24 protein-coding genes are annotated in these 25,409 nt (G+C 64.4%); 17 read left to right on the top strand and 7 right to left on the bottom strand.

The window, feature by feature from the left end; genetic code table 11:
- The first annotated feature begins 99 nt into the window (after positions 1–99).
- The 5 genes from AAGA11_13875 to pncA all read left to right on the top strand — a co-directional run bounded on the left by AAGA11_13875 (position 100) and on the right by pncA (position 6,899).
- Positions 100–663 carry a UPF0149 family protein gene (locus AAGA11_13875; GenBank protein MEM9603949.1) on the top strand — a complete coding sequence of 188 codons (564 nt, stop codon included), beginning with the start codon at positions 100–102 and terminating at the stop codon, positions 661–663.
- A gap of 56 nt (positions 664–719) precedes the next feature.
- Positions 720–2,048 (top strand): aminopeptidase P N-terminal domain-containing protein, encoded by a 1,329-nt coding sequence (locus AAGA11_13870; protein MEM9603948.1) that lies wholly within the window; start codon positions 720–722, stop codon positions 2,046–2,048.
- Complete coding sequence (locus AAGA11_13865) at positions 2,038–3,234, top strand: FAD-dependent monooxygenase (protein ID MEM9603947.1); 1,197 nt, start codon at positions 2,038–2,040, stop codon at positions 3,232–3,234. The genes AAGA11_13870 and AAGA11_13865 overlap by 11 nt, the downstream gene beginning before the upstream one ends.
- A gap of 80 nt (positions 3,235–3,314) precedes the next feature.
- Positions 3,315–5,906, top strand: coding sequence for a leucine--tRNA ligase (leuS, locus tag AAGA11_13860; GenBank protein MEM9603946.1), 2,592 nt, complete (start codon positions 3,315–3,317; stop codon positions 5,904–5,906).
- A gap of 390 nt (positions 5,907–6,296) precedes the next feature.
- Positions 6,297–6,899: a bifunctional nicotinamidase/pyrazinamidase gene (gene pncA, locus AAGA11_13855; GenBank protein ID MEM9603945.1), complete on the top strand. Its 603-nt coding sequence runs from the start codon at positions 6,297–6,299 to the stop codon at positions 6,897–6,899.
- Positions 6,900–7,033: 134 nt separating this feature from the next.
- On the opposite strand, the gene AAGA11_13850 is transcribed toward pncA, so the two are convergent.
- The 7 genes from AAGA11_13850 to crp form a co-directional block, all read right to left on the bottom strand.
- Complete coding sequence (locus AAGA11_13850) at positions 7,034–7,450, bottom strand: MarR family transcriptional regulator (protein MEM9603944.1); 417 nt, start codon at positions 7,448–7,450, stop codon at positions 7,034–7,036.
- Positions 7,451–7,557: 107 nt separating this feature from the next.
- On the bottom strand, positions 7,558–8,253 hold the full coding sequence (locus AAGA11_13845; protein MEM9603943.1) for an ABC transporter ATP-binding protein: 696 nt from the start codon (positions 8,251–8,253) through the stop codon (positions 7,558–7,560).
- 1 nt (position 8,254) lies between these two features.
- Positions 8,255–8,962 (bottom strand): ABC transporter ATP-binding protein, encoded by a 708-nt coding sequence (locus tag AAGA11_13840; GenBank protein MEM9603942.1) that lies wholly within the window; start codon positions 8,960–8,962, stop codon positions 8,255–8,257.
- A gap of 10 nt (positions 8,963–8,972) precedes the next feature.
- Positions 8,973–9,914, bottom strand: coding sequence for a branched-chain amino acid ABC transporter permease (locus AAGA11_13835; protein ID MEM9603941.1), 942 nt, complete (start codon positions 9,912–9,914; stop codon positions 8,973–8,975).
- Positions 9,911–10,840: a branched-chain amino acid ABC transporter permease gene (locus tag AAGA11_13830; GenBank protein ID MEM9603940.1), complete on the bottom strand. Its 930-nt coding sequence runs from the start codon at positions 10,838–10,840 to the stop codon at positions 9,911–9,913. The genes AAGA11_13835 and AAGA11_13830 overlap by 4 nt, the downstream gene beginning before the upstream one ends.
- A 130-nt stretch (positions 10,841–10,970) precedes the next feature.
- Positions 10,971–12,266, bottom strand: a complete 1,296-nt coding sequence (locus AAGA11_13825; protein ID MEM9603939.1) for an ABC transporter substrate-binding protein — start codon at positions 12,264–12,266, stop codon at positions 10,971–10,973.
- A 245-nt stretch (positions 12,267–12,511) separates the two neighbouring features.
- Positions 12,512–13,150, bottom strand: a complete 639-nt coding sequence (gene crp, locus AAGA11_13820; protein MEM9603938.1) for a cAMP-activated global transcriptional regulator CRP — start codon at positions 13,148–13,150, stop codon at positions 12,512–12,514.
- A gap of 173 nt (positions 13,151–13,323) precedes the next feature.
- On the opposite strand from crp, the gene AAGA11_13815 reads away from it, so the two are divergent.
- The 12 genes from AAGA11_13815 to AAGA11_13760 all read left to right on the top strand — a co-directional run bounded on the left by AAGA11_13815 (position 13,324) and on the right by AAGA11_13760 (position 25,223).
- Positions 13,324–13,746 carry an OsmC family protein gene (locus AAGA11_13815; protein MEM9603937.1) on the top strand — a complete coding sequence of 141 codons (423 nt, stop codon included), beginning with the start codon at positions 13,324–13,326 and terminating at the stop codon, positions 13,744–13,746.
- 243 nt (positions 13,747–13,989) lie between these two features.
- The gene (rplM, locus tag AAGA11_13810; protein ID MEM9603936.1) at positions 13,990–14,418 is read left to right on the top strand and encodes a 50S ribosomal protein L13; all 429 of its coding nucleotides are present in this window, start codon (positions 13,990–13,992) and stop codon (positions 14,416–14,418) included.
- 10 nt (positions 14,419–14,428) lie between these two features.
- A complete protein-coding gene (gene rpsI, locus AAGA11_13805; GenBank protein MEM9603935.1) occupies positions 14,429–14,818 on the top strand; it encodes a 30S ribosomal protein S9 in 390 nt (129 codons plus the stop codon).
- A gap of 372 nt (positions 14,819–15,190) precedes the next feature.
- Positions 15,191–16,348 (top strand): phosphoserine transaminase, encoded by a 1,158-nt coding sequence (locus AAGA11_13800; GenBank protein ID MEM9603934.1) that lies wholly within the window; start codon positions 15,191–15,193, stop codon positions 16,346–16,348.
- A 10-nt stretch (positions 16,349–16,358) separates the two neighbouring features.
- Positions 16,359–17,537, top strand: coding sequence for a phosphoglycerate dehydrogenase (locus tag AAGA11_13795; GenBank protein MEM9603933.1), 1,179 nt, complete (start codon positions 16,359–16,361; stop codon positions 17,535–17,537).
- A gap of 34 nt (positions 17,538–17,571) precedes the next feature.
- Entirely contained in the window at positions 17,572–18,537 is a 966-nt protein-coding gene (locus AAGA11_13790) for a DMT family transporter (protein ID MEM9603932.1), read from the top strand.
- Positions 18,534–19,094, top strand: a complete 561-nt coding sequence (gene yjgA, locus AAGA11_13785; protein ID MEM9603931.1) for a ribosome biogenesis factor YjgA — start codon at positions 18,534–18,536, stop codon at positions 19,092–19,094. Before AAGA11_13790 ends, yjgA begins: the two co-directional genes overlap by 4 nt.
- Before the next feature lie 83 nt (positions 19,095–19,177).
- Positions 19,178–20,215 carry a ferrochelatase gene (gene hemH, locus AAGA11_13780; GenBank protein ID MEM9603930.1) on the top strand — a complete coding sequence of 346 codons (1,038 nt, stop codon included), beginning with the start codon at positions 19,178–19,180 and terminating at the stop codon, positions 20,213–20,215.
- Between the two features lie 41 nt (positions 20,216–20,256).
- Positions 20,257–20,847: a hypothetical protein gene (locus tag AAGA11_13775; protein ID MEM9603929.1), complete on the top strand. Its 591-nt coding sequence runs from the start codon at positions 20,257–20,259 to the stop codon at positions 20,845–20,847.
- Positions 20,844–22,037, top strand: a complete 1,194-nt coding sequence (locus AAGA11_13770) for a hypothetical protein (protein MEM9603928.1) — start codon at positions 20,844–20,846, stop codon at positions 22,035–22,037. The genes AAGA11_13775 and AAGA11_13770 overlap by 4 nt, the downstream gene beginning before the upstream one ends.
- A gap of 111 nt (positions 22,038–22,148) precedes the next feature.
- On the top strand, positions 22,149–24,374 hold the full coding sequence (locus tag AAGA11_13765) for a YgiQ family radical SAM protein (protein ID MEM9603927.1): 2,226 nt from the start codon (positions 22,149–22,151) through the stop codon (positions 24,372–24,374).
- Positions 24,375–24,470: 96 nt separating this feature from the next.
- A complete protein-coding gene (locus tag AAGA11_13760) occupies positions 24,471–25,223 on the top strand; it encodes a hypothetical protein (protein MEM9603926.1) in 753 nt (250 codons plus the stop codon).
- Positions 25,224–25,409 lie beyond the last annotated feature (186 nt).

Genomic DNA, 25,409 nt, shown 5'->3' with positions numbered 1-25,409 from the left:
AGAGCGTCGCCGTACCGATCACGATTTGCCAAATCGGGCACAATCCTACCAGATGACACAAAGCGGTAAACGGCAATTCGGGTCGAGTAGAATGCACGCATGAACACAGCCGCCGATTACGCAGAATTGATTCAGGCCGCCGACGAGCTCGAGTGCAACGTCAGCGTGGCGGAGAGCCACGGTGTGTTGGTCGGTCTCGCGTGTGGTGAGGCCGCGCCCGGGTTCGAGCGCTGGTTCGACGAGCTCTTTGTCGTGCCGGAGGACGACGACGCGCTCGGCCAACGGCTCAAAGGCAGCTTGCGCGCCTTGTACGACCGCACGCTCTCGTCGCTCGCCGGTGACGAACTTGACTTCAGCCCCTTGCTGCCGGACGACAGCAGCAGCCTCATCGAACGGGCAGATGCGCTGGCGGACTGGTGCCGGGGCTACGCCTACGCCCTCTCGCTCAGTGCGCTGCAACCCGATCGGGTCCTGAGCGAGGAGGCGCGCGAGCTGCTCAACGACGTCGGCGCCATCGCGGCCGCCGGCCACGGTGCCGACGACGACGATGCCGAGGCCGAGGATGCCCTGATCGAACTCGAAGAGTACGTGCGTGTCGGTGTCATGCTCGTGTTCGAGGAAATGCAACCGGTGCTCGCCGCCAGTCGGAACAGCGTCCACTGACGCCTGCACCGGCTGCGTGGCTTCACCCCCACAGACCCCGTCGAAATGCTTCAACCATGGCTTCAACGCAAACCCTACTGAACGAACGCGCGCGCCGTCGGCGCCACCTGTTGCGCGCTGTGGGCACCGGCGGCATCGCCATTCTGCCCGCGGCCGCCGAGCAGGTGCGCAGCCGTGACACGCACCACAGCTACCGACAGAACAGCGACTTTTTCTACTTCACCGGTTTCGAGGAGCCGCACGCGGTGGCGGTGTTCATTCCCGGCCGCAAACAGGGTGAGTACCTGATCTTCTGCCGCGACCGCGACCCGCAGCGCGAGCAATGGGATGGCAAGCGCGTCGGCGTGATGCTCGCGCCGCAGGTGCTCGAGTGCGACGACGCTTTTCCGATCGACGATATCGACGAGATCCTCCCGGGCCTGATCGAGGGCTGCGATCAGGTCTACCACACCTTCGGGCTGGACAGTGAGTTCGACGCGCAACTGATGAGCTGGATCAACCAGGTCCACGCCAAGACCCGGGGTTGGCAAAACACGCCAACGGAGTTCGTCGCACTCGACCCACTCATGCACGAGATGCGCACAGGCAAATCGCGCACCGAGATTGCCCAGATGCGTCGGGCAGGGCAGCTGTCGGCGGGCGCGCACGTGCGTGCGATGCAGTGTTGCGAACCCGGCATGATGGAGTACGCGCTCGAGGCCGAACTCGGCTACCACTACCGCCGTGCGGGTGGGACCCACGCCTTCGAGCCAATCGTGGCCGGTGGTGAGAACGCCTGCACCCTCCACTATGTCAGCAACCACCAGCCGCTGGAAGACGGCGACCTGGTGTTGATCGATTCCGGGGCGGAGCTGGACGGATACGCCGGCGACATCAGCCGCACCTTTCCCGTCAACGGCCGCTTCACCGACCCGCAACGCGAGGTGTACGAAGTGGTGCTCTCGGCCTACCGTGCCGCCATGGACGCGGTGCAGCCGGGCAACGCCTTCTGTGACCCACACGATGCCGCCGTCACGGAGCTGACCCGCGGCCTCGTCAAGCTCGGTATCCTCAAGGGCCGCGCGAACAGCCTCATCCGGGCCGGCGAACACACACGGTACTTCCCGCACCGCACGAGCCACTGGCTGGGCCTCGATGTGCACGACGTGGGCGAGTACAAGACGGACAAGGCCTGGCGCGAGCTCGATGTGGGCAACGTGCTCACGATTGAACCGGGCCTGTACATTCCCTCCGGCCCGGGTGTGCCGAAGGCGTACCGCGGAATCGGCATTCGCGTGGAAGACGATGTTGCGGTGGCGCGCGACGGCGCGGATGTCATCTCGGCAGGGGCGCCGCTCACGGTCGAGGACATCGAGCGCACCATGGCGACGTCCGTTGGCGAGTGAGCCTTTCGACGTCGCCGTGGTCGGCGGCGGGCTGGTTGGTGCCAGTCTGGTACACGCGCTGTCCGCGACCGCACTGCGGATGGTGTGGATCGACCGTCGTGCCCTGTCGAGCAGTGTCGAGGACCCCCGCAGCACGGCACTGGCACTGGCCTCGCAGCGGTTGCTCGACGCCCTGGGTCTCTGGGACGAGATCGCCGACGACACCTGCGCCATCCGCTCCGTGCACGTGTCTCAGCAGCACCACTTTGGCTCCGTCCTGCTGACCGCTGAGGACATGGCGGTGCCGGCGCTGGGCTACGTCGCGCCCAACCGAGCCCTGGCGGCGGCATTTGGCGACCGGATCGCCGGGGCCGATCGGGTGACCGTCATGAGCCCGGACACCGTTCGTGCCTTCACTCAATCCGAAGACGGTACCCGGCTCGAACTCGACAGCGGCGAAACCGTGTACAGCCGTCTCGTGGTGGCGGCCGACGGGGCGCAGTCCGCGCTGCGGGAGGCTGCCGGCATCGGTCTCAAGCGCGATATCCGTTTCGATCAACACGCCGTGGTGACCGAGGTGACCGGCCGGGGTTGGCCCGCCGGCCGCGCCTGGGAGCGTTTCTGCAATTTCGGTCCCCTGGCGTTGTTGCCGCTCGACGCAGACACGCTGTCAGTCGTCTACACCGTGCCGGATACCCAGCTCGACGGCGTGCTCTCGGCGAGCGACGACGCGTTTCTCGCCGATATCCAGGCGCGTGCCGGCTTCGTCGGCCGCTTCGAGGCGGTGTCGCAGCGCGCGCATTTCCCACTGGTCTCGGTCGAGGCCGAAGCGAGCTGGCGGCAGCGCCTGGTGTTGCTTGGCAACGCCGTGCGTACCCTGCACCCGGTCGCCGGGCAGGGCTTCAACCTGGCGCTGCGCGACGCCCTGACCCTCGCGGAGCTGCTCGGCGAATTCGCGCCGGGCCAGGACCCGGCAGCAGAGCACATCGCCCGGCGTTACCAGGGGCTGCGCCGGGTGGACCAAGTGGCCACGCGCGCGGGTACCGAGGCCTTTGCCCGGCTGTTTCGGGGTGACTCGACGCTGCTTGGGCACCTGCGGGGTGCGGGCCTGGTGCTCACCGACCGGGCCGCGCCACTGCGACGTCGGCTGGCCAGGCAGTTCATGGGACTTGCCGGGCGGCTGCCGCGGGTGCCGGATCCGGTCTGAATCGACTGCCTTGGGCGCCAACGGATTGGCTCGGTTGATTTATCATAGAGGGTTGTCGCAACGAACACTGGCCCTCTCCGATGCAAGCCGAAATCAACGTCCGCGCGGTCGAGCGCGACGCGCAGGCCTACTGGCACACCCACGCGTCCTTCGCCGTCAGCGAGGACTCGAACAAGCCGAAGTACTATTGCCTGAGCATGTTGCCCTATCCCAGCGGCAAGCTGCACATGGGCCACGTCCGCAACTACACCATCGGCGACGTCATCAGCCGGTACCGTCGGATGAACGGCTACAACGTGCTCCAGCCGATGGGCTGGGACGCGTTCGGCATGCCGGCAGAGAACGCCGCCATCGAGCGGGGCCGACAGCCCGCCGAGTGGACCTACGCCAACATCGACTACATGAAGCAGCAGATGCAGGCACTCGGTTTCGGTTTCGACTGGGCGCGCGAGGTCACCACCTGCAAACCCGACTACTACCGCTGGGAGCAATGGTTCTTCACCGAGCTGCTCAAGCGGGGAGACGCCTACCGCAAGAACGGTGAGGTGAATTGGTGCGAGACCGACCAGACCGTGCTTGCCAACGAGCAGGTCGAGGACGGCTGCTGCTGGCGCTGTGGCAACCCGGTCGAGCGCCGCGAGATTGCCCAGTGGTACCTGCGCATCACCGATTACGCACAGGAACTGCTCGACGGACTCGACACGATCGATTGGCCCGACATGGTCAAGACGATGCAGCGCAACTGGATCGGCCGTTCCGAAGGCGTCGAGTTCGATTGGTCCCTGCCGGCGCAGGACGCTACCGTGCGCGTCTACACGACCCGCCCCGACACCATCATGGGTGTCACCTTCATGGCGGTGGCCGCCGAGCACCCGGTTGCCCAGGCGGTCGCCGAGCAGAACCCGGCCGTGGCCGCGTTCATTGCCGAGTGCAAGCGCACCGGCACATCAGAGGCGGTGATCGAAAAACTGGAAAAGAAAGGCATGGCACTGGGAGTCGATGTGACACACCCGGTGTCCGGCCAACCGGTGCCGGTCTGGGTCGGCAACTACGTGTTGATGAGCTACGGTGGCGGTGCCGTGATGGGGGTGCCCGGGCACGACCAGCGCGACCACGACTTTGCCCGCACGTACGGCATCCCGATCGTGCAGGTGGTCGATGCGGCCGACGGCTCGGTGAACGTGGAAGACGAGGCCTTTATCACCAAGGGTGACACGGTGCTGGTCAACTCCGGCGCGTTCGACGGACTGGACCACGACGCCGCCCTCGCGGCGACCGCGGACTACCTTGTGGAACACGCCAACGGCGAGCGCAAGGTCAACTACCGCATGCGCGATTGGCTGGTGTCACGCCAGCGCTATTGGGGCACGCCGATCCCGGTCGTGTACGACGCGGCGGGCGAAGCCTACCCGGTGCCGGCGGAAGACTTGCCGGTGGTCTTGCCCGAAGACGTGCACTTCGAGGGTGTGACCTCGCCGCTGCAGAAGGACGAGGCCTTTCTCGGTGCCACGCTGCCCGACGGCACGCCGGGCCGCCGCGAAACCGACACCTTCGACACCTTCTTTCAGTCGAGCTGGTACTACGCCCGCTATTGTTGTCCCGGTGCCAACGGGATGCTCGACGAGCGCGCGAACCACTGGCTTTCGATCGACCAGTACATCGGTGGTATCGAGCACGCGGTGATGCACCTGCTGTACTTCCGCTACTTCCACAAACTCATGCGAGACATGGGTCTGGTTGATTCCGACGAACCGGCCTTGCGCTACCTGCCACAGGGTATGGTGGTGTCCGAAACCTTCTACCGCGAGGACACGGCTGGCAAGAAGACCTACTTCGCGCCGAACGAAGTGGCGTTGTCACGCGACAGCCGTGGTGCCATCGTCGGCGCGACCTTGCTCGAAGACGGTGACGCGGTCACCGTGGGCAAGATCCAGAAGATGTCGAAGTCGAAGAACAATGGCGTTGACCCGCAGGAGATGATCGACCGCTATGGCGCCGACACCGTACGGCTCTTCACCATGTTTGCCTCGCCCCCGGACCAATCGCTCGAATGGAAAGAAGCGGGCGTGGAGGGCATGCACCGGTTCATCAAGCGGCTCTGGCGGGCGGTGCACAACCATGTGACAGAGGGCGGGGAGCAGCCGGTGGCTGCGCTCGACGTCAACCTGTGTTCGGACGACGACAGGGCTTTGCGCGCAAAGACGCACAGCACCATCAAGAAAGTGTCCGACGACATCGGCCGACGCTACACCTTCAACACCGCGATTGCCGCCGTCATGGAGCTGGTCAACGAGATCGGGCGCTTCAAGGGCGAGGGCGCCCAGGCCCACGCGGTCGTGCGCGAGGCTCTGCAAACGGCCGTCGCACTGCTGTCGCCGATCACACCGCACACCGCTCACGCGCTGTGGCCGGCCATCGGCGGCGAGGGCGCAGCGGTGGACATCGCGTGGCCCGAAGCCGACGAATCGGCGCTCGTGGCCGACACGGTCAGCATGGTTGTGCAGGTCAACGGCAAGGTGCGTGGGCAGATCGAAGTGCCCACTGACACCGACAACGACACCATCGAGCAGACCGCCAAGGCCGAGGAGGGGGTGCAACGCCACCTCGAGGGCAAGACGGTGCGCAAGGTCATTGTCGTGAAGGGTCGGCTGGTCAATATCGTCGTCGGCTAGACCTGGCCACGCGCAGAGCGGCCACAGGCCAGGTGCGTTCGGCGGGCTGCCTTGACACCCTGCGGGTTCGCTGTTACGTTAGCTTACTAACGATAAAGCTGTGCGGATTGTCGTGATGAGAGTGGACTTCCGAAAACCTGGGGCAGTGACGAGATCAGCGAACGCGACGGGGACAGGGCGGCCTCAGCTCCGATGCGCAAGGCCGTGGCGGTGATCGACAGCGTCCGGCCGCGGCTCCGGGTCGGTGGCCTCGACGCCGCTTGGGTGAAGGGCGAGCACGGACTGCGTTGGTGCTCGGCGCGGTGACAGGGCGCGGTGCGCCGTGTGCACCGCTGAATCCACCCGGGTCCAGCAGAATGCGGACACGACAGAGCAAAGGTTGAGTGCGTCATGACGGAACATACGGCGTTGATCATTGTGGATATGCAAAACGATTTCTGTCCGGGCGGCGCATTGGCCGTGGCCGGTGGCGACGAGATCGTCGACGAGATCAACAGTCTGCAGGCGGACTATGCAACCGTGGTAGCGACCCAGGACTGGCATCCGGCAGGCCACGGCTCCTTTGCCAGCAGCCACGGTGCCGACCCGTTCTCGACGACCACGCTTTTTTACGGCGAACAGGTGCTCTGGCCTGACCACTGCGTGATCGGAACGGAGGGCGCGGCGTTTCACGCCGGACTCGACCTCGACCGTGTCGGGGCCATCATCCGCAAGGGCAGCAACCCTGCGATCGACAGCTATTCAGCCTTCTTCGAAAACGACAAACGCACGCCGACCGGTCTGCACGGCTTCTTGCAGGAGCGTTCGGTGTCGTCGTTGGTGATGGTGGGCCTCGCGACGGATTTCTGTGTCGCCTACTCGGCGCTCGATGCGGCTCGGTTGGGCTACGCGGTCACTGTGCGAACCAGCGCTTGCCGTGCCATCGACATGAACGGCGAAACGCTGGCCAGTGCCACCGTGCAGATGCATCAAGCAGGTGTTTCGGTCATCTGACTGTCGTGTCCCGATCGCAAGATCCGACCGGCGTTCAGTCAGCGGGCAGCGCAGCCAGATACGGTCTGACACGCCACCGTCTCTGTACCGGGGGAGGCGGATCACCAGCCGGTCAACAGCAGACGGCAACGGGTTCAGGAGATCTTCTTCAGCAGCGCGAGTAAGGTGGCCCGCTCACTGTTGTCGAGCGGCTCGAGCGTTTGGCGGGTGATTTCCTTGCCGCGCCGTTTGAGTCGATTGACCAGCACCGCGCCCTCGTCCGTGAGTTGAATCTTCCGGCGGCGCACGTCGGTCTCGTCGACGACACTCGAGATCAGGTTCTTTTTGCGCAAGCGGTCTACCACACCTTTGGTCGTGGCGACGTCCATACCCACCAGGCGCCCCAAGTGGTTCTGCGAGCTGGCACCGACTTCACTCAAACGGATCAGCGTCGAGAATTGAGTGGGCGTCAGTTCATCCTCGATTATCTCCTGGAAAATCGCGGTGTGCCGCTGACCCGCCAGTCGGAGTGCAAAGCCGATTTGCTCGTCGAGTAGGTAGCTTCCGCTCATGGTGCGCGCGCCGAAGATCCGAGGGCGACAGTATACGGTCGCAGCCGGACTCGCAGGGTGTGCGGTGGGCATTATTGACAAACCGAAAACCTGTTCGACGCTGCGACTCAGACGCCGAGATAGGTGTCGAGCAGGGAGCGGTCGTTCTGCAAGACTGAAGCGTCGACGGTGTCACGGCTGTAGCCGTTCTCGATGAACACGACGCGGTCGGCAGTGGTCAGGACCGCGTCGAAGCGCTGCTCCACCATCAGGATGCCGACGCCTTCACCGGCAAGCTGTTTCACCACGTCGCGGATCAGCGCCACCATCGACGGTTGCAGGCCCTCGGTGGGCTCGTCAAGCAACAGGTAGCGAGGCTGGGTGCACAGAGCCCGGCCGATCGCAGCCATCTGCTGCTCGCCGCCCGACAGCGTGTTGGCCAGCTGATCGAGACGTTCGCTCAGCTGCGGGAACAGCTCGAGCACCCAATCGAGTGTGTCGGCATCCCGCTTGCGCGCCATCAGGCCGATCTCGAGGTTCTCGCGCACCGTGAGTTCCGGGAAGAGACGCCGTCCCTGCGGTGTGTAGGCGACTCGGTGTTGTACCACCTGATCGGCCGAGAGCGTGTCCATGCGCGTGCCATCGACCGAGATCGCACCGTCGACCAGCGGCAGCAGACCCATGATGGCTTTCATCGTCGACGTCTTACCAGCACCGTTGCGGCCGAGCACACAGACGACTTCGCCGGCGTCCAGCGCCACCGACACGTCGTGCAACACCCGGACGCGACCGTAGGCCGCGGCGATACCGTCGAGCGTCAACACCTCAGCCTCCGAGGTACGCTGCCTGTACAGCGTCGTTGGATTGAATGCTCGCCGGATCACCGCTGGCGATCACGGCGCCGAATTGCAACACCGTGATCGTGTCTGCGCAGGCCATGACAACGTCCATATTGTGCTCGATCAGCAGCAGCGTGGTGTCGCCGCGGAGCTGCTTCAGCAAGTCGACAAACCACGCCACTTCGGCGTCGCCGAGGCCCTGCGTCGGCTCGTCGAGAATCAGCAGTGCCGGTTCCTGCACGATGCCGAGTGCGATCTCGAGCAGGCGCTGGTGCCCGTAGGCGAGGTCGCCGGCGAGCTGGTCGCGTCGCTCGAGCAACCCGACCGTGTCCAGCGCCTTGAACACGGCGGCCTCGACGGCCCGGTCGTCGGGCTGGTGCACCAGGGCGGCGATCTCGACGTTGGCGGCGAGCGTCATGTTAGGGAACACCGAGGTGATCTGAAAGGTGTAGGCTAAGCCGCGCTGGACGCGTTGGTGCGCGGGCAGGTGGGTGATGTCGTCGCCCTGCAGGTGCACGGTACCGCTGTCGGGCGCGATGCGCCCGCTCAACTGATTGACCAGCGTGGATTTGCCTGCGCCGTTCGGGCCAATCAGCGCGTGGATCGTGCCGGGCTCGACCGACAGGTCGACGTTGTCGGTGGCCCTGAGGCCGCCAAAGGCTTTGTTCAATCCCCGGGCTTCAAGCAATGCCATCGTCAGGGTCTCACTGAATCCACGGGGCGACGCGCCGACGCAACGTGCCGACGATACCCTCGGGCACGAACAGGGTGAGCAGCACGAGCGTCACGCCGGCGATCAGCATGTAGGCCGATGTCAGCCCGCTGCTGATGTCGATCAGGTAGAACATCAGCGTGGTGCCGACCAGTGGCCCGAGCAGGGTGCCGGCGCCGCCGAGCAACACCCACAACAGTGGAAAGATCGAGTATTGCACCGACGCGAAGGTGGCGCCGGCGTAGCCGAACAGGAGGGCGTAGGCCGCACCTGCAAGCGCCGAGAGCGTGCCGGAGATGCACACCGCGTGGAGTTTGGCGCGGAACACGTCGTAACCCAACATGCGGGTCCGCTCCTCGTTTTCGCGGATCGCAATCAGCACCTTGCCGAGTCGGCTGCGAACACACCATTGGCAGAGCAGCACACACACACTCAGCAGCAGCCAGGCGCACACCACGCGGGTGCCGTCGTTCGACAAGTCGACGCCGAACAACTGCCGGCGTTCGCGCGCGATCACGAAGCCCTCGTCGCCGCGCGTGTACTCGCCAAACAGCAGGACGGTGAGGAAAAACGCCTGCGAGAACATCAGCGTCACGATCATGAACGAGACACCTGTGGTGCGCAGGGCCAACAGGCCAACCGCCAGCGACAAGCCGAGTCCGCAGAGCAGGCCAAGCACCAGCCCGCCGCCGGCGGACGCGCCCCAGACCTGCACGCCAAGCCCCAGACCGTACAGGCCGGCGGCAAAGAACATCGCGTGTCCGAGGCTCAACAGGCCGGTGTAGCCGAAGGTGATGTTGTAGGCGCACGCGAAGCAGGCGAGCACCATGATGCGGGCGAAGTTGCCCTGGTGGTATTCGGGCAGGAGCATGACCAGCGCGAACAGTGCGAGCAACGTGCCCACGGTGAACACGACTGAGCGGCGCGAGTTCATCGGCTCGCCCTCGCGAACAACCCGTGCGGGCGCCAGATCAGCACCATGGCGACCAACAACGTGGCCAGGATCTTGGCCAGCGTGGGGGAGAAAAACACCGCGATCATGCCATTGCCCAGGCCGATGATGGCCGCGGCGAGCAGGGTGCCCGAGAGGCTCCCGAGCCCACCGAGAATCACGACGATGAACGACAGCAGCAAGGGGTCGCCGCCCATCAGGTAGTGGGCTTGCTGGATCGGCACGATCAAGACCGCACCGAGCGCGGCGAGTGCACCGCCACTGGCAAACACCAGGGCATACACGCGTTCGATGCGGATGCCGAACGCCTGGGCGATGTCCTTGTCCTGCTGTGTCGCCCGCATGATCAAGCCAAGCTTGGTCCGTGTCAGCACGAGCCACACGCCGATCAGGAGCACAACCGCGGTCGCGATCACTGCCAGTTTGTAGCTGGTGATGCTGAGCCCCCAGGGCCAGTAGATGCTCCAACCGGACTCGGTGTGTTCGAACCACGGGATCGCGAGTCGCGTGTTGAACGGCGGCTCGACCGGCCGCGCATCGGGGCCGAAGGTCATCAACGAGACCTGTTGAAAGATGTAGAGCAGGCCGACGGTGGCGACGATGGTGCGCTCGGGGTCGTACTGCACGCGGCTGATCACGATGCGATCGGAGGCGTAGGCCACGGCGCCGACGATCACCGGGCTGAACAGCAGCGCCAGCACGAAGCCGACGGCCGGCGACCAGCCGGTGAGCGTGTCGGCGATCCACCAGGCGAACACGGCGCCGAGCATGAAGAATTCGCCGTGCGCCACATTGACCACGCGCATGATGCCGAACACCAGTGCCAGCCCGATGGCGGTCAGCGCAAGCACGGCCGTCGACACGGCACTTTCGAGCAGCGCGAGAACCAGGTGCGGTCCAAGTTCCATCAGGGGCGTGTCCAGCTATCGTCGTCGCGCCATGAGCTCAAAACGGCGGATGGGACAGGTTGAAGGGCGGCTACAGCGCTTGGGTGTTGGCGCCGCCGGCTCGGCGACGCCAACCCTCGCTCGATGGACGTCAGAGCGGGTGCGAGGTGTAGTCGACTTCGTCTTCGTAGAAGCCGTCTTCCATGCCGGTGGTGTGCACGCGGTTGAGCCGACCGTTTTCAACCTTCGAGATGTACTGGTAGCCGAAAGCCTGGTGCGTCTTCCCGTTGAACACCTTCGGGCCTTGCGGGAACTGCATCGATTCCTCGAAGCCGCTCATCGCTTCGACTGCTTCGATCAATTTGGCGCGGTCCGCGGGGCCTTTGTAGTCGCAGGCCTCCATGCCACGCTTGATCACGAAGAGTGTTTCCCAGCAGCCGAACATGTGGGCGTAGGTTGACACGTCGCGGCCATCCGAGATCGAGGCGCCGTTGTCGTCGACGCCGACCGCTGCGCGGAAGGCCTTGTCGAAGTCGGTCTGGTCGCTCTGCGCGTAGCGCGGGTTGCCCTCCCAGAAGTAGCTGCCTTCGAGAAACTCAAGGCCCGGCGACTGGATGTCAACGGCTTCCAGGCTGTCGATGAAGCCGAACATCTGCGGCCCGCGGCCACCGAAGAACTCGCCCATCTCCTTGACGAAGGTCAACACTGCGGGGCCGACCATCACGTGGTAGATCACCTCGGTGTCGCGCGGGATGCGCGGGAAGTAGCGCGTGAAACTCGTCTCGGTCGGCGGGATTGCGATCTTCTCGATTACCGTGCCTCCCTGCGCCTCGATTGCGGCGGAGAAGTAATCGCGGTGGTCGTGGCCGAACGCGAAGTCGGGGTAGATCATCGTGACTTTCTTGCCGAGCGTGTCAGCAACGTAAGGGGCCATCGCCTGAACCTGGCTTTTCACGTCTGTGATGGCCGGTTGCAGGGTGTAGCGGTTCAGCATACCCGACGCCACGTGGTGGCCCTCGGACACGACGAAGTAGGGCAGCTTCAGCTCGCCCGCGCGCGGTGCCGAGCCGATGACGACGTGACTGAACAGGGTGCCGAAGCCCACGTCGCAGTTGCGCTGCTTGGCAAATTTCTCGACCACCTCAGCGCCGCGTTTGGGGTCGGTGCCGTCGTCCTCGGCGACCAGCTCGACCGGGCGGCCGTTGATGCCCCCCATCTCGTTGATCGCAGCCACGGCGGCCTCGCTGGTGCGACCGTACCAGCGCCCGTAGGCCGCGCCGATGCCGGTGCTGTGTTGCTGAAAGCCGATACGGATGGGTTCGGCGCTCTGGGCCTGGACGTAGTGTCCCAGCGACGCGCCGGTCGCCAAGGCCAGCGCCGACGTGCCGGCCGTGGTCAGAAAGCCGCGTCGCGAGATGTCGGCGGCAGTCGATTTGGATGTGCTCATGCTGTGTCTCTCGGCCCGCATTCCGGACCGCGTGTCTTCGGTTCTGACATGCGTGCGGCGGGGCGGCAGTTCAAGTAGACGGTACCACAGCAGCACTGGCACCGATCGCCTTCGCGGTGGTGCATCGAACGGCCTGTTAGCCGGCTGTGGACGCGTGTTCGCTGATCAAAAGCGGCCCGCCAACGCAAAAAGCCCCGCGTGTGCGGGGCTTTGAGCTGGTGTGTGTTGCAGGCTGGTAAGTTTGGCTACCGTGTGCCGTAGATCACCATGGTCTTGCCACGTGCGTGGATCATGTTCTGCTCTTCGAGGTCCTTGAGCACCCGGCCGACCATCTCGCGAGAGCACCCGACGATGCGGGCGATTTCCTGACGTGTGATGCGGATCTGCATGCCGTCGGGGTGGGTGATTGCGTCGGGCTGCTTGGCGAGGTCGAGCAGGGTGGCCGCGACACGGCCGGTGACGTCCAGAAACGCCAGGTCCTTGACCTTGCTCGATGTCTTGCGCAGGCGGGACGCGATCTGGCGGGTCAGTGCGAAGAGAATCTCGGGCTCTTGCTTCGCCAGTCGCTTGAACTGTTCGTAGTTGATTTCTGCGAACTCGCATTTGGAGCGCGCGACGACCCACGCCGAGCGGTTGGCTGCTTCCTCGAAGAGTCCCATCTCACCGAAAAAGTCGCCCTTGTTCAGGTAGGCCAGGATGATCTCCCGACCGTCGTCGTCTTCGACCACCACACTGACCGACCCGTCGACGATGTAGTACAGCGTCTCCGGCTGGTCACCGTGGTGGATGATGGTGGTTTTGTTCGCGTACTGCCGGCGGTGGCTGTGGCGAAGGAGTGTCTGCAGCCAGGCTTCCGGCTGGGCCAAGTTTCGCGGCGGAATCATTATCCTTGACGCTCCATTCATTCCTGTGCTCTCAAGTGGTGCTCGTGGCCGACGGTTGGGCAGAATCGCTAGAAGCCACGCTGCAGGGGGTGCATTTGCACGCCCGTTTCCGGGGTATCGGCCCGAACGGGTAGAATTTGAATCCTTATCGACAGTTCCTCTGAGCAAACACCATGCAAACCCGCGTCAAATGGCTGGAAAAAAAGTCTTTTGTGGCACACACCGGCAGTGGTCATACGGTTGCGATGGACGGTTCGCCGGACTCAGGTGGCCGGAACCTCGCGGGCCGGCCGATGGAGATGGTGCTGGTCGGGCTTGGCGGGTGTTCGGCCTTTGACGTGGTGGTGATGCTGGAGAAGTCCCGACAGTTGCCGTTGGCTTTCGAGGTGACCATGGAGGCGGTCAGGGCGGACGCGGTGCCGGCCGTGTTCGAGTCGATTCACCTGGTGTTCCGATTCGAGGGCGACGGGCTCAATGAGAAGGCGCTGAACCGGGCTGTCTCGTTGTCGATGGAGAAATACTGTTCGGTCACCAAGATGCTCGAACCGACGGTGGACATCACCTGGGCGCTGGAGCTCGAGACCGGCGCTGCCTGACGCGGCAGGGGCGTCTCCGATCGAATCCGGCGATGCGCCTTTTTTGCTTTGAAAACAAAAGTTTGGGCTGTTTTCTTACGGCTGGAAGGGGTGTCCGGGGAGGTCGGGTACCGTCGCTGGGGCCTGATTGCACGGCTCGGACTTGTGCACCACAGTAGCGTCCCTTACAATTGACGGTTTCTCTGCGCCACATTCAGGTCGAACGTGGCTGCCAAGGCCCACGTGGCCACTCTGGAGCAAGTGATGAAAACCTTCAGCGCCAAACCGGCCGAGGTGAAGCGACAGTGGTTCCTGGTCGACGCCGAGGGCAAAACCCTGGGGCGGCTCGCCAGCGAGATCGCGCGTCGACTGCGCGGCAAGCACAAGCCGGAATACACACCGCATGTTGACACCGGCGACTACATCGTCGTGATCAACGCGGAAAAGATCGCTGTGACCGGCAGCAAGGAGAGCGACAAGCTCTACCACCACCACACCGGCTACATCGGTGGGCTCAAGACAGTGAACCTGGCCAAGCAGCGCGCCGAGCACCCCGAGCGCATCCTGCAGACCGCCGTGAAAGGCATGCTGCCGAAAAACCCGCTGGGACGCGCCATGTTGAAGAAACTGCGCGTGTTTGCCGGCTCCAACCACTCGCACGTCGCGCAGCAGCCGACGCCGCTGGACATCTGAGATTCCGACTATGCCCGAACAGTACTACGGCACCGGCCGCCGCAAGACCTCCAGCGCCCGCGTGTTCATGCGTGCCGGCGGTGGTTCGATCACCGTCAACAGCAAGCCGCTGGAGGATTTCTTTGGCCGTGAGACCTCGCGCATGATCGTCCGTCAGCCGCTCGAAGCCCTTTCGGTGGCAGACAAGTTCGATTTCAGCATCACCGTCAATGGCGGTGGCAGCAGTGGCCAGGCGGGCGCCATTCGCCTCGGCATCGCACGCGCGCTGCTCTCCTACAACGAAGAATTGCGGGCAGACCTGCGTCGCCACGGCTTCCTGACGCGCGACGCGCGCAAGGTTGAGCGCAAGAAAGTCGGCCTTCGCAAGGCCCGTCGCGCCACGCAGTTCAGCAAGCGCTGATTGCACCCTGGCGTCGAAAGAAGCCCCGTCACGCGGGGCTTTTTTTGTGCCTGCTCCGGTACCATTCTGTCGCATTTGATTAAATACAAGTCGGGTTAAGTTGCTTTGTGTCCGGTGGTGCGCTTAAATACTGGGCTTCTGCTCTTTCCTGCCCAGCGGCTGTCACCCGATGCCCATCGCCTGCACTTCGACCGATATCGCACACGCGGCCCGTCCGCTGAGCGCCGCCGTCGCGTCGGGCTGCGGCGCATCGTCCTGTGCCCGTTCGTCAGGTTCATCTGCCTGATCCCATCCCCGACCTGAGGCGCGACGTGATCACCAGCCTTCGGGTTGGAGAACACCACTCACGCTTCACACTCTGTCGAGGATCCCATGACTGCCCCGCCCAAACCGCACCGCCGGCCTGCCAACCCGCATTTGTCCTCTGGCCCCTGTGCCAAGCGTCCCGGGTACAGCGTGAACGCGCTCGACCTTGCGGCGCTCGGCCGGTCGCACCGGGCCGAGCCGGGCAAGGGACAGCTCGCGGAGGTGTGTGCTCGCACCGCAGGCATCCTCGGCTTGCCCGAGGGCTACCGGGTCGGTGTCGTACCGGGGTCCGACACCGGCGCCTTCGAGATGGCGATGTGGACTCTGCTCGGACAGCGCCCCATCGACATCCTGGCCTGGGAATCCTTCGGCTCGGGCTGGGTCAGCGATGTCGTCAATCAACTCAAGCTGCCCGATGTGCGACGTCTGGAAGCCGACTACGGCGACCTGCCGGCCCTGTCCGAGGTGCGGCCTGATGCAGACACGGTGTTCACCTGGAACGGCACGACCTCCGGTGTGCGAGTGCCCAATGGCGACTGGATCGACGACCAGCGCAGCGGCCTGACGCTGTGCGACGCGACCTCGGCGGTGTTTGCCATGGACATCCCCTGGGCAAAGATCGACGTTGCCACCTTTTCCTGGCAAAAGGCGCTGGGCGGCGAGGGCGCGCACGGTGTGTTGATTCTCAGCCCCCGCGCAGTGGAACGACTCGAAACCTACACCCCGAGCTGGCCTGTGCCCAAGGTGTTTCGCCTGACCAAGGGCGGCAAGCTGATCGACGGGATCTTCCGCGGTGCAACGATCAACACACCGTCGATGTTGTGTGTGGCCGATTGCCTGGACGCGCTCACGTGGGTCGAGGACATCGGTGGTGTCGGGGAAACGCAATCCCGGACGCGACGCAATGCGGCCGTGCTCGAGGCTGCCGTGGCCGAACGGCCGTGGTTGAGCCACCTCGCGCGTGACCCGGCCACCCGCTCGACCACCAGTGTGTGCCTGGCGGTCGATGCCGACCCGACCGCCGTCAAATCCATGGTTCAGCTGCTCGCCGCCGAAGCGGCCGCGTTTGATGTGGGTGCCTACCGCGATGCACCGGCTGGACTCCGTATCTGGTGCGGCCCGACGGTGGAAACGGCCGACCTCGAGGCACTGGTCCCCTGGTTGGACTGGGCCTTTTACACCGCCACCGCCACCGCCACTGCCCCTGCCACTTCTGATGCTTGAGAAAAACCCGATGTTCACTGTCAAAACCTACAACGCCATTTCCGATGTCGGGCTCTCGCGCTTCAACACCGACCGCTACACCGTTGGACCGGAGGTCGACACACCCGAGGCGATCCTGCTTCGCAGCCAGAAGCTCCACGGCCTCGACGTGCCGGAGTCACTGCTGGCCGTGGCGCGCGCCGGCGCCGGCGTCAACAACATTCCGGTGGAGGATTACACTGCCAATGGCGTGGTGGTCTTCAACACGCCGGGCGCAAACGCCAACTCGGTCAAGGAGCTGGTGCTTGCCGGCATGTTGTTGGCGTCGCGCGGGATCGTGCCGGGCCTGGCATACAGCCAGAGTCTGGTAGACCTCGAGGATGGCGCCACCATGAATGCGTTGCTCGAGAAGCAGAAGAAGCAGTTTGCCGGCAGCGAGCTCCGCGGCAAGACGCTGGGTGTGATCGGCCTCGGCGCAATTGGCTCACTCGTGGCGGACACGGCGCTTGCGCTCGACATGGACGTGATCGGCTACGACCCAGCCATTTCCGTCGAAGCGGCCTGGCGCCTCCAGAGTCGTGTTCAGCGCGCGGAGAACATCAATGCCCTGATCGCGCGGTCCGATTACATCACGCTGCACGTGCCGGCGATCGAAGCAACCAAGCACATGATCAACGCCGACACGTTGGCGCAGGCCAAATCGGGTGCGGTGCTGCTGAACTTCGCCCGCGGTGGTGTGGTCGATGCGGCTGCGGTGGTGCGTGCGCTCGACAGCGGCGCGCTGCGCACCTACGTCTGCGATTTTCCGGAGCCAGGCCTGCTCGGGCGTGACGATGTGCTGGCGATGCCGCACATCGGCGCATCGACGCGCGAGGCCGAGGAGAACTGCGCGCGAATGGCCGTCGATCAGCTCATGGACTACCTCGAAAACGGCAACATCCGCAACAGCGTGAACTTTCCTGCGATCGCCATGCACCGGGAGAGTTGCTGCCGTTTGACCTTCGCCAACACCAACGTTGCGGGTGTCCTTGGGGACGTGCTGTCCGTACTCAAGCGCTTCGAGGTCAACGTGGCGGACATGATGAACAAGAGCCGAGGGGATGTCGCGTACAATATCCTGGACATCGACTCGGATCCGCCGAGCGACATGCTGGACGAGCTGCGCGCCTTGCCGCATGTGTTTGCCTTGCGCGTGATTTGCGATTGTTAGATCGGTGAACCGCTCGACCTGACACGCACGCTGTGTGTCGGGTCTGCACGGGCAACGCGTGTGGGTGTCTGGCCGGAGTACCCGGATCGGGCGTCGCCGCCGACGCACAACGGAAAAGCGAAACGTGGTCGCGCTGTCTGATCAATCTCGTGGTTTGGCCTGGATCGCTCTGGGCGGTCTGTTGTTCGTTGCCTTCATGGTGCTCGTCCGTCTCGTGTCGCTCTCGTTGCACCCGATTCAGGCGGCGTTCATTCGCTATGCTCTCGGCCTGGTGTTGATCCTGCCGCTGGTCTGGCGCCAAGGGGCCCGGTTGTTCCAGAGTCAGCGGGTGTCGGGGCATGCGGTGCGCGGCGTGTCGCACGGGGTCGGTGTGCTGCTGTGGTTCTTCGCCATCTCGCGCCTGCCGCTCGCCGACATCACGGCGTTGAGCTTCACGTCACCGCTTTACGTGCTGCTCGGCGCCTGGCTGTTTCTCGGCGAGCGCCTGACCGGTGTGCGGATCGCTTCGGTGCTGATCGGGCTGGTTGGTGTGATGTTGATCCTTCGACCGGGCTGGGTGCCGATCGGCGCTGCCACTGTCGCCATGCTGCTGGCGGCGCCGCTCTTTGCGGTGTCGAAACTGCTGACCAAATCGCTCGTGCGCCGCGACAGCAGCGAGACCGTGATTGCCTATCTCGCGGTGTTCTGTACGCTGACGATGGCACCGTTTGCGGTGTTTGTGTGGGAAACCCCGGCACCCTGGCAGCTCGCCGTCTTGTTTGGCACCGCCGTGTTTGCCACCTTGAGCCACTGGTGCGTTGCGCAGGGGTTGAAGACCGTTGACGTGACCGCTGCGCAGCCGGTTGAATTCCTGCAACTGGTCTGGAGCGCGTTGGCGGGCTTTGCGCTGTTCGCCGAGCAGCCGAGTGTGCTGGTTGCGCTCGGTGCGCTGTTGATCGTCGGCGGTGCGAGCTGGGTCACCCACCAGGAGGCAAACGCGTCCGCGCGGAACACAGCATGAACGAGTATGACCACGACGAAGACCGTGACAGCGATGACGCGTTCGACCCGACAGACCTCGGGCCCAGTCGCTCACAGCGCAAGCGGGACCACAAGGCCCTGCAGGCCACCGTACGTGACCTGGTGGCGTTGCCGCGCCCGCTGATCGACAGCCTGCCGGTGGCCGCACCGTTGCGCGAGGCGCTTGACGCAGCGAAACGCCTGGTCCCGAAGGCGCTCAATCGGGAGGTGCGACACCTCGCCCGTCAATTGGCTGACGTCGACCCGGACGCACTGCGGGCCGTGCTGGCCCGCCACCGTGCGCCGCATCGCGAGGGCGTGCAGGCCTTGCACCGTGCCGAGCGGCTACGCGATCGCCTGCTGGCCAACGACGCCGACGCCGTGGGCGAACTCTTTGCGCGCCACCCCGAGATCGATCGACAGCAGGTGAGGCAGTGGGTGCGAAGCGCAGCGCAGGAAGCCGCCGTCGACGCCCCGCCCAAGTCGGCGCGCAAGCTGTTTAAGCTGATCCACAGCCTCGAGCTGGCGCGATCCCACGGCGGAGATGACGCGTCATAACGCAACTCCGGTGAAGGGGTGTTCGAACGCGATTGAACCTGTGAGTTGGTACACTGTCGCAGTGTCTTTCCGTCCCCAACACCATGAACAGTCCCCTTCAGTTGCCCCCAAGCCACCCCGCTGTACCCTCGCCAAAGGTGGGGATACTGCTCGTGAACCTGGGCACACCTGACGCGACCGATTACTGGTCGATGCGACGCTATCTGTCGGAGTTTCTCAGCGACACGCGCGTCATTGAAACCTCGAAATGGCTCTGGCAGCCGATCCTGCAGGGCATCATCCTGACGATTCGGCCGAGCAAGAGTGGCGAGGCCTATAAGTCGATCTGGATCGAAGAAACGGACGAATCCCCGCTGCGCAAGTACACCCGCGACCAGGCGGCGGCGCTCGTTGAACGGGTGGACAACCCGAATGTGGTTGTCGACTGGGCGATGCGCTACGGCAACCCCTCGATTGCGTCGCGGCTCGAAGCGCTGCGGGAGCAGGGCTGTCAGCGGATCCTGGTGATGGCGCTCTACCCGCAGTACAGCGCCACCACCATGGCCACGGTGTACGACAAGACCTTCCTCGCGCTCAATGACATGCGCTGGCAGCCGTCGATACGCACCTTGCCCGCTTTCCACGACCACCCGATCTACATCGATCGCCTCGCCAGAAGCATCGAGAATGGCGTGGCGGCTGCCGACTTCGACCCGGAGGTGGTGTTGCTGTCGTACCACGGCATCCCGAAGAAATACTTCGACAAGGGTGACCCGTACCACTGCCACTGTTGCAAAACGACACGGCTGGTGCGTGAGCGCCTCGGCTGGAGCGAAGACCGTTTGCGCATGAGCTTCCAATCCCGCTTCGGGCCCGCCGAATGGTTGCAGCCCTACACCGACAAGACACTGGAATCCCTCGGCGAAAAAGGCATCAAACGGGTCATGGTGGCGGCCCCGGCCTTCATCTCCGACTGTGTCGAAACGCTCGAGGAGATCGCGCTCGAGGGGCGTGACACGTTCCTCGAAGCCGGTGGCGAGCACTTCGCGACCATCCCCTGCCTGAATGCGAGTGAGGAGTGTATCGACGTACTCGAAACCCTGGCCAGCAACGAGTTGTCAGGGTGGTGTAGTCTGAACTGATGCAACGCACGTCCGCGCGGCGCGTATCGGGGACCCATCCCATGACGAGCACCTGGATCACCCGCCTTCTCGATCTGCCACGGCGTGGCCTGCTTGCGCGATTCCGGCGCTGCGCAATGGCGGCTGGCGCTGCACTGTTCTGTCAGCTTGGCTTGGCCGCGCCCGCACTGGATTGGCATGGCGCGGTCGCCCGCGTGAACCTGGACGTTCAGCGCTACACGCTCAGCGAGTCGGATTTCGACATACCTGTGCTCAGCGTCGGTGTCGGTGTACCGGTGGGCGACGGCCTGCTGTTTGAACTCACCGCCGGCAGCGGCCTTGACGAGGACACGCTTGGCGACTTGCGGCTGGGCCTCGGGCACTACGCGTCGGCGTCTTTGCGCATGGTGGCGCCCCCCGGGCCGAGCGGCTACCGGTTGCTCTCGCGCGTCGGTGCGAGTTTCGCCGGGCTCGAGCAACGCGGCAACACCAACACCGACATCGATAGGTCTGGCTTGCATTTCAGTCTGGGGGTGCAGCGCGCCCTGTCGGCGCGTTGGGACTGGTCGATCGAGGCGGTCTACCTGCGGCTCGATGAAGACATCACCTCGGGTGCGCTGCGCGGCAGCCTCTCGTGGACGGTACGCCCGTGAGGCTCCGGTGTCGGCATGTGGCGCTGTGCACGGCTGTGCTGGTCGCGGGGTGCAACGACAGCGTTGGCCCGCTCCTCGATGCGGTCGAGCAGCGCGAGCAGGGGGTGGTCTCGATTGCATTCGAGTCGCACTCCGCCCGGCTCCCTGTGGGGGCAGCGCAGCGTTTGACGCTGCTCGCCACGGATTTCGAGGGCCAGCAGTCCGTGTTCACCGGTGACGTCACCTGGCAATCGAGCGAGGGCAGCGTCATCAGCGTGAACAGCGGGCTGCTCGACAGTCTGGCCGTCGGCACGAGCACCGTGACGGCGCGTGTCGGTGCCGCCGAGGCGAGCACAACGCTCGAGGCCTACGCCAGTCCGCTGGCCTCGTTTGCCTTCAACCCGGACCCGCTCTCGGTGGACGAGTGCCGAACCGGCAACGCCACGGCGACCGGCAGCTTCGCCGACGGTAGCAGCTTCCTGCTGTTGCCGCCGTTCCTGGTCAGCGCACCGAGCAACGTCGTCGTCACCAACGGCGACGACAGCCTCGGCGTGCACGCACAGGCGTCGGGCAGTTACGCCGTGCAGGTGTCGGACAGCGGCGTGCCAGCAACGCTGAACCTGGTTGCCGCCGACACCCTCGCGAGCCTCGCGCTCGACGCGACGAGTGTGTCGCTGGCAGTGGGCGCCACTCGGCAGTTTGTCGCCACGGCCACCTTTTCCGACAGCAGCACACTCGACGTCAGCAACCTCGGCACCTGGACGCTGGTCGATGAGACACCCACCACGGCGTTGACCCTGTCCACGACGACGAACGGTCTCGTCCAGGCCGATGCGACCGGCTCGGGCACGGTGCGGTTCGCGTGCGGCGGTCTGCAGGCAGATGCCTCGGTGGTGGTCGATCCGGGCGCTGTGCTGCAGCGGATCGAAATCGGCAGCGGCGCGGGCGACATCGACCTCGCCTCCGGTGCAACGCAAGCCCTGGTGCTCACGGCGCATTTCGCAGACGGCAGCAGCGTCATCGTCACCGAGCAGGCTGAGTGGACCGTGACATTGGGGGACACCAGTGCGTTGTCGGTCAACAACACCGCCGGCAGCAAGGGCACGGTGGCCGCCGCGAGCGGCATCACCACGCAGACGTCCGCGATTGTCGAGGCGAGCTACAGCGGCCTCAGCACACTGGTGCGGGTGTTCGTTGCGCGCACGAGCTGACGCCCCGGCCCTGCCGGCGCGAACCGGTGCTGTGTGTCGGTGCCCGGTCAAGCCGGCAATGTCGTGAGATAATAGAGAGTTACGTCTTGATCCGTGTGGCCGGAGGTCGCCATGCACACCGCCAAACCCCTGTTCTCCTACCGCAAACACTGGGCACACAAGTTCGGCAGCGCGCCGTTTCTGCCCATGAGTCGGGCGGAGATGGACGAACTGGGTTGGGATGCCTGCGACATCATCATCGTCACCGGGGACGCCTACTGCGATCACCCGAGTTTCGGCATGGCAGTGATCGGCCGCTTTCTCGAGGCCCAGGGCTTCCGCGTGGGCATCATTGCGCAGCCGGATTGGCAGTCCGTCGACGCGTTCATGGCGCTCGGCAAACCGGAGCTCTTTTTCGGCGTGACGGCCGGCAACATGGATTCGCTGGTCAACCACTACACGTCGGACCGCCGCCTCCGACACAACGACGCCTATACGCCCAACAACGCACACGGTAAACGCCCCGACCGCGCGGCGACTGTCTACAGCCACCGCTGCCGGGAGGCGTACAAAAGCGTGCCGATTGTCGTCGGTGGCATCGAGGGCAGCCTCCGCCGGATTGCGCACTACGACTACTGGAGCGATCGGGTGCGCCGTTCGGTGCTGCTCGACAGCAAGGCGGATATTCTGCTGTACGGCAACGCCGAGCGTGCACTGGGCGAGGTGGCACACCGTCTGGCCAGTGGCGAGGCGGTTGGTGAGCTGACGGACATCCGCGGCACTGCCTTCATCCGCACTGCCGTGCCGGCGGGGTTTCTGGAGGTGGACTCCACCTCTGTCGACACACCTGGCAAGGTGGATGCGCACCCCGACCCCTACGCGATGGAGGGTATGGAGGGGGCCTCGCGCACCTCACGCGCCGGCAGCGAGCCGGCCTGCGGCACCGTGACGCCGTCTGCCACGGGCGGCGATGCAACGAACGACGCACTGGACACACCCACGCGATCGACCGTGTTGCGGTTCGACCGCAACGCCCGTGTGCCGCGGGACCGACAGGTCATCCGACTGCCATCCTACGAACAGGTGCGGCGAGACGACGTGCTCTACGCACACGCCTCGCGCGTCATGCACCTCGAGACGAATCCGGGCAACGCGCGTGCGCTGGTGCAGCGACACGGCAACCGCGATGTCTGGCTGAACCCGCCACCGGTGCCGTTGAGCACGCCGGAAATGGACGCGATTTTTGATCTGCCCTACCAACGCGTGCCGCACCCGGTCTACGGTGACGCGAAGATCCCTGCATACAACATGATTCGTTTTTCGGTGAACATCATGCGCGGCTGTTTCGGTGGCTGCACCTTCTGCTCGATCACCGAGCACGAGGGGCGTGTGATTCAGAGTCGTTCGGAAGACTCGATCGTGCGGGAAGTCGAGGCGATGCAGGACGTGCCGGGTTTTACCGGCATCGTCTCCGATCTCGGTGGGCCAACGGCGAACATGTACCGTTTGGCCTGCAAATCACCGAAGATCGAAAAGGTCTGCCGCCGCTTGTCTTGCGTGTACCCGGACGTCTGCAAGAATCTCAACACCGACCACGCGCCGCTGATCAAGCTCTACCGCCGCGTCCGCGAGTTGCCAGGTGTGAAGAAGGTACTGATTGCGTCAGGCTTGCGTTACGACCTCGCTGTACGCGACAAGGCCTACGTCAAGGAACTTGTCACTCACCACGTTGGCGGTTACCTGAAGATCGCGCCGGAGCACACCGAAGGCGGGCCGCTGTCGAAGATGATGAAGCCCGGCATGGGCACCTACGACGAATTCAAACGGCTTTTCGACCAATACTCCAAGGAGGCGGGCAAGGAACAGTACCTGATCCCGTATTTCATCGCCGCGCACCCGGGCACCACGACCGAGGACATGGTCAACCTTGCGCTCTGGCTCAAGCGAAACAACTTTCGCGCGGACCAGGTACAGGCATTTCTGCCCACACCCATGGCCTTGGCCACGACCATGTACCACTCGGAAAAGAACCCGCTGAAGGGCGTCAAGCGCGGCACCGGTGAGAGTGTGTCCAGTGCGCGCGGGTTGAAGCAGCGCCGGCTACACAAAGCCTTTCTGCGCTACCACGACCCTGAAAACTGGCCGATTCTGCGCCAGGCTCTCAAGGACATGGGGCGCGCCGACCTGATCGGCAACGGCAAGCGGCACCTGATTCCGTCCTACCAGCCCAAGGGCACCGGTAAATCGGGCGGGGAGGGCTCGCGCTCAGGACGCAAGCATGGCACGCAGACCTTCATGACCAAGCATGTTCACGCGGGTGACACCGGAAACCGCATGCGCCACCGTCGCGGGCGCTGACGCGGCGACACTCGGGTGGCAGCCACTGGGCTGTAGCGATGGGCACGCGATTTGCGCGAAGCGGCCTGTCGCTCCAACCGGCCTTTCGGTCTTGCCATGAGCTCTAAACGCTTCGCAGTCATCATGTTTGGTGTGTTTTTCACGCTCTTCTTCGTGTTGCCTTTTGCCTGGCCCGGGTTCACGCAAGGCGATCAGGTCGACATCATCGTGCCGCTCGTGTTCGGGGCGGCCATCGTCTTGCCGATCGTGCCATTTTCGCGATCGAACACCCGTGCCAAACGTGCCCAACTCAGCACGCTGGCCACACGGTTTGCGCTCGCCGAGGTGCCACGGCAGTCCCGGTCCTGGTTTGCTCCGTGGACTGAGGCCATCGAGACAAACGACAAGGTGGAAGGGCGTTACCGAGGCTTCCACACGACGATCACCACGGTCTGTGTATCCGGAGGCAAGCGTTCAGTGGACTACAGCCTGGTTGTCCTCCGTCTGCCGACCGCAACGGGCAGACGTTTTCGGGTTGGTCGCAAAGGCAATCGCATCGGTATCGCGGATTTCGACGTGTGGTGTGAACACCCGACGGGCAGTGCTGAGTTCGACAGCCACTTTACAGTGGGCCACGCCCGGCAGTCCCGCGCGACGCGGTCACTGGATGATGGGTTCCAGCGCATTCTGCTCGAACAGCAAGACGCTGTTGGCGGTGCGATTGTGTTGCGGGACGACCGCCTGTTCTACATCGAACGCGACGAATTGATTGCAGACGACGTGCGCCTGCGTTTGGAGATGGCCGTCGAGCTGTTGTGTGATCTCGCCAGCGAGCTTGACGACCCGTACGCCCTGCCGAAAGCGGCCTAGGGCGTATACCCCCCTTTGTCGGTGTCCAACGCGGTTGTCACAGGCAGCCGAGCGCGGTGCCGCAGCGCTGGGCTGGTCAGTTTTCGCTCATCAGCGACATCACGGCCGACATGAACTCCGGGTTCATCATTTTTTCCCGCATCAAGCGGGTCATGCCGCATTCGCTGTTGATGGCGTCGGCCTCGG

This window comes from Pseudomonadota bacterium, assembly GCA_039196715.1.
Lineage (GTDB): Bacteria > Pseudomonadota > Gammaproteobacteria > CALCKW01 > CALCKW01 > CALCKW01.
This window is presented reverse-complemented; position numbering and strand designations above follow the sequence as displayed.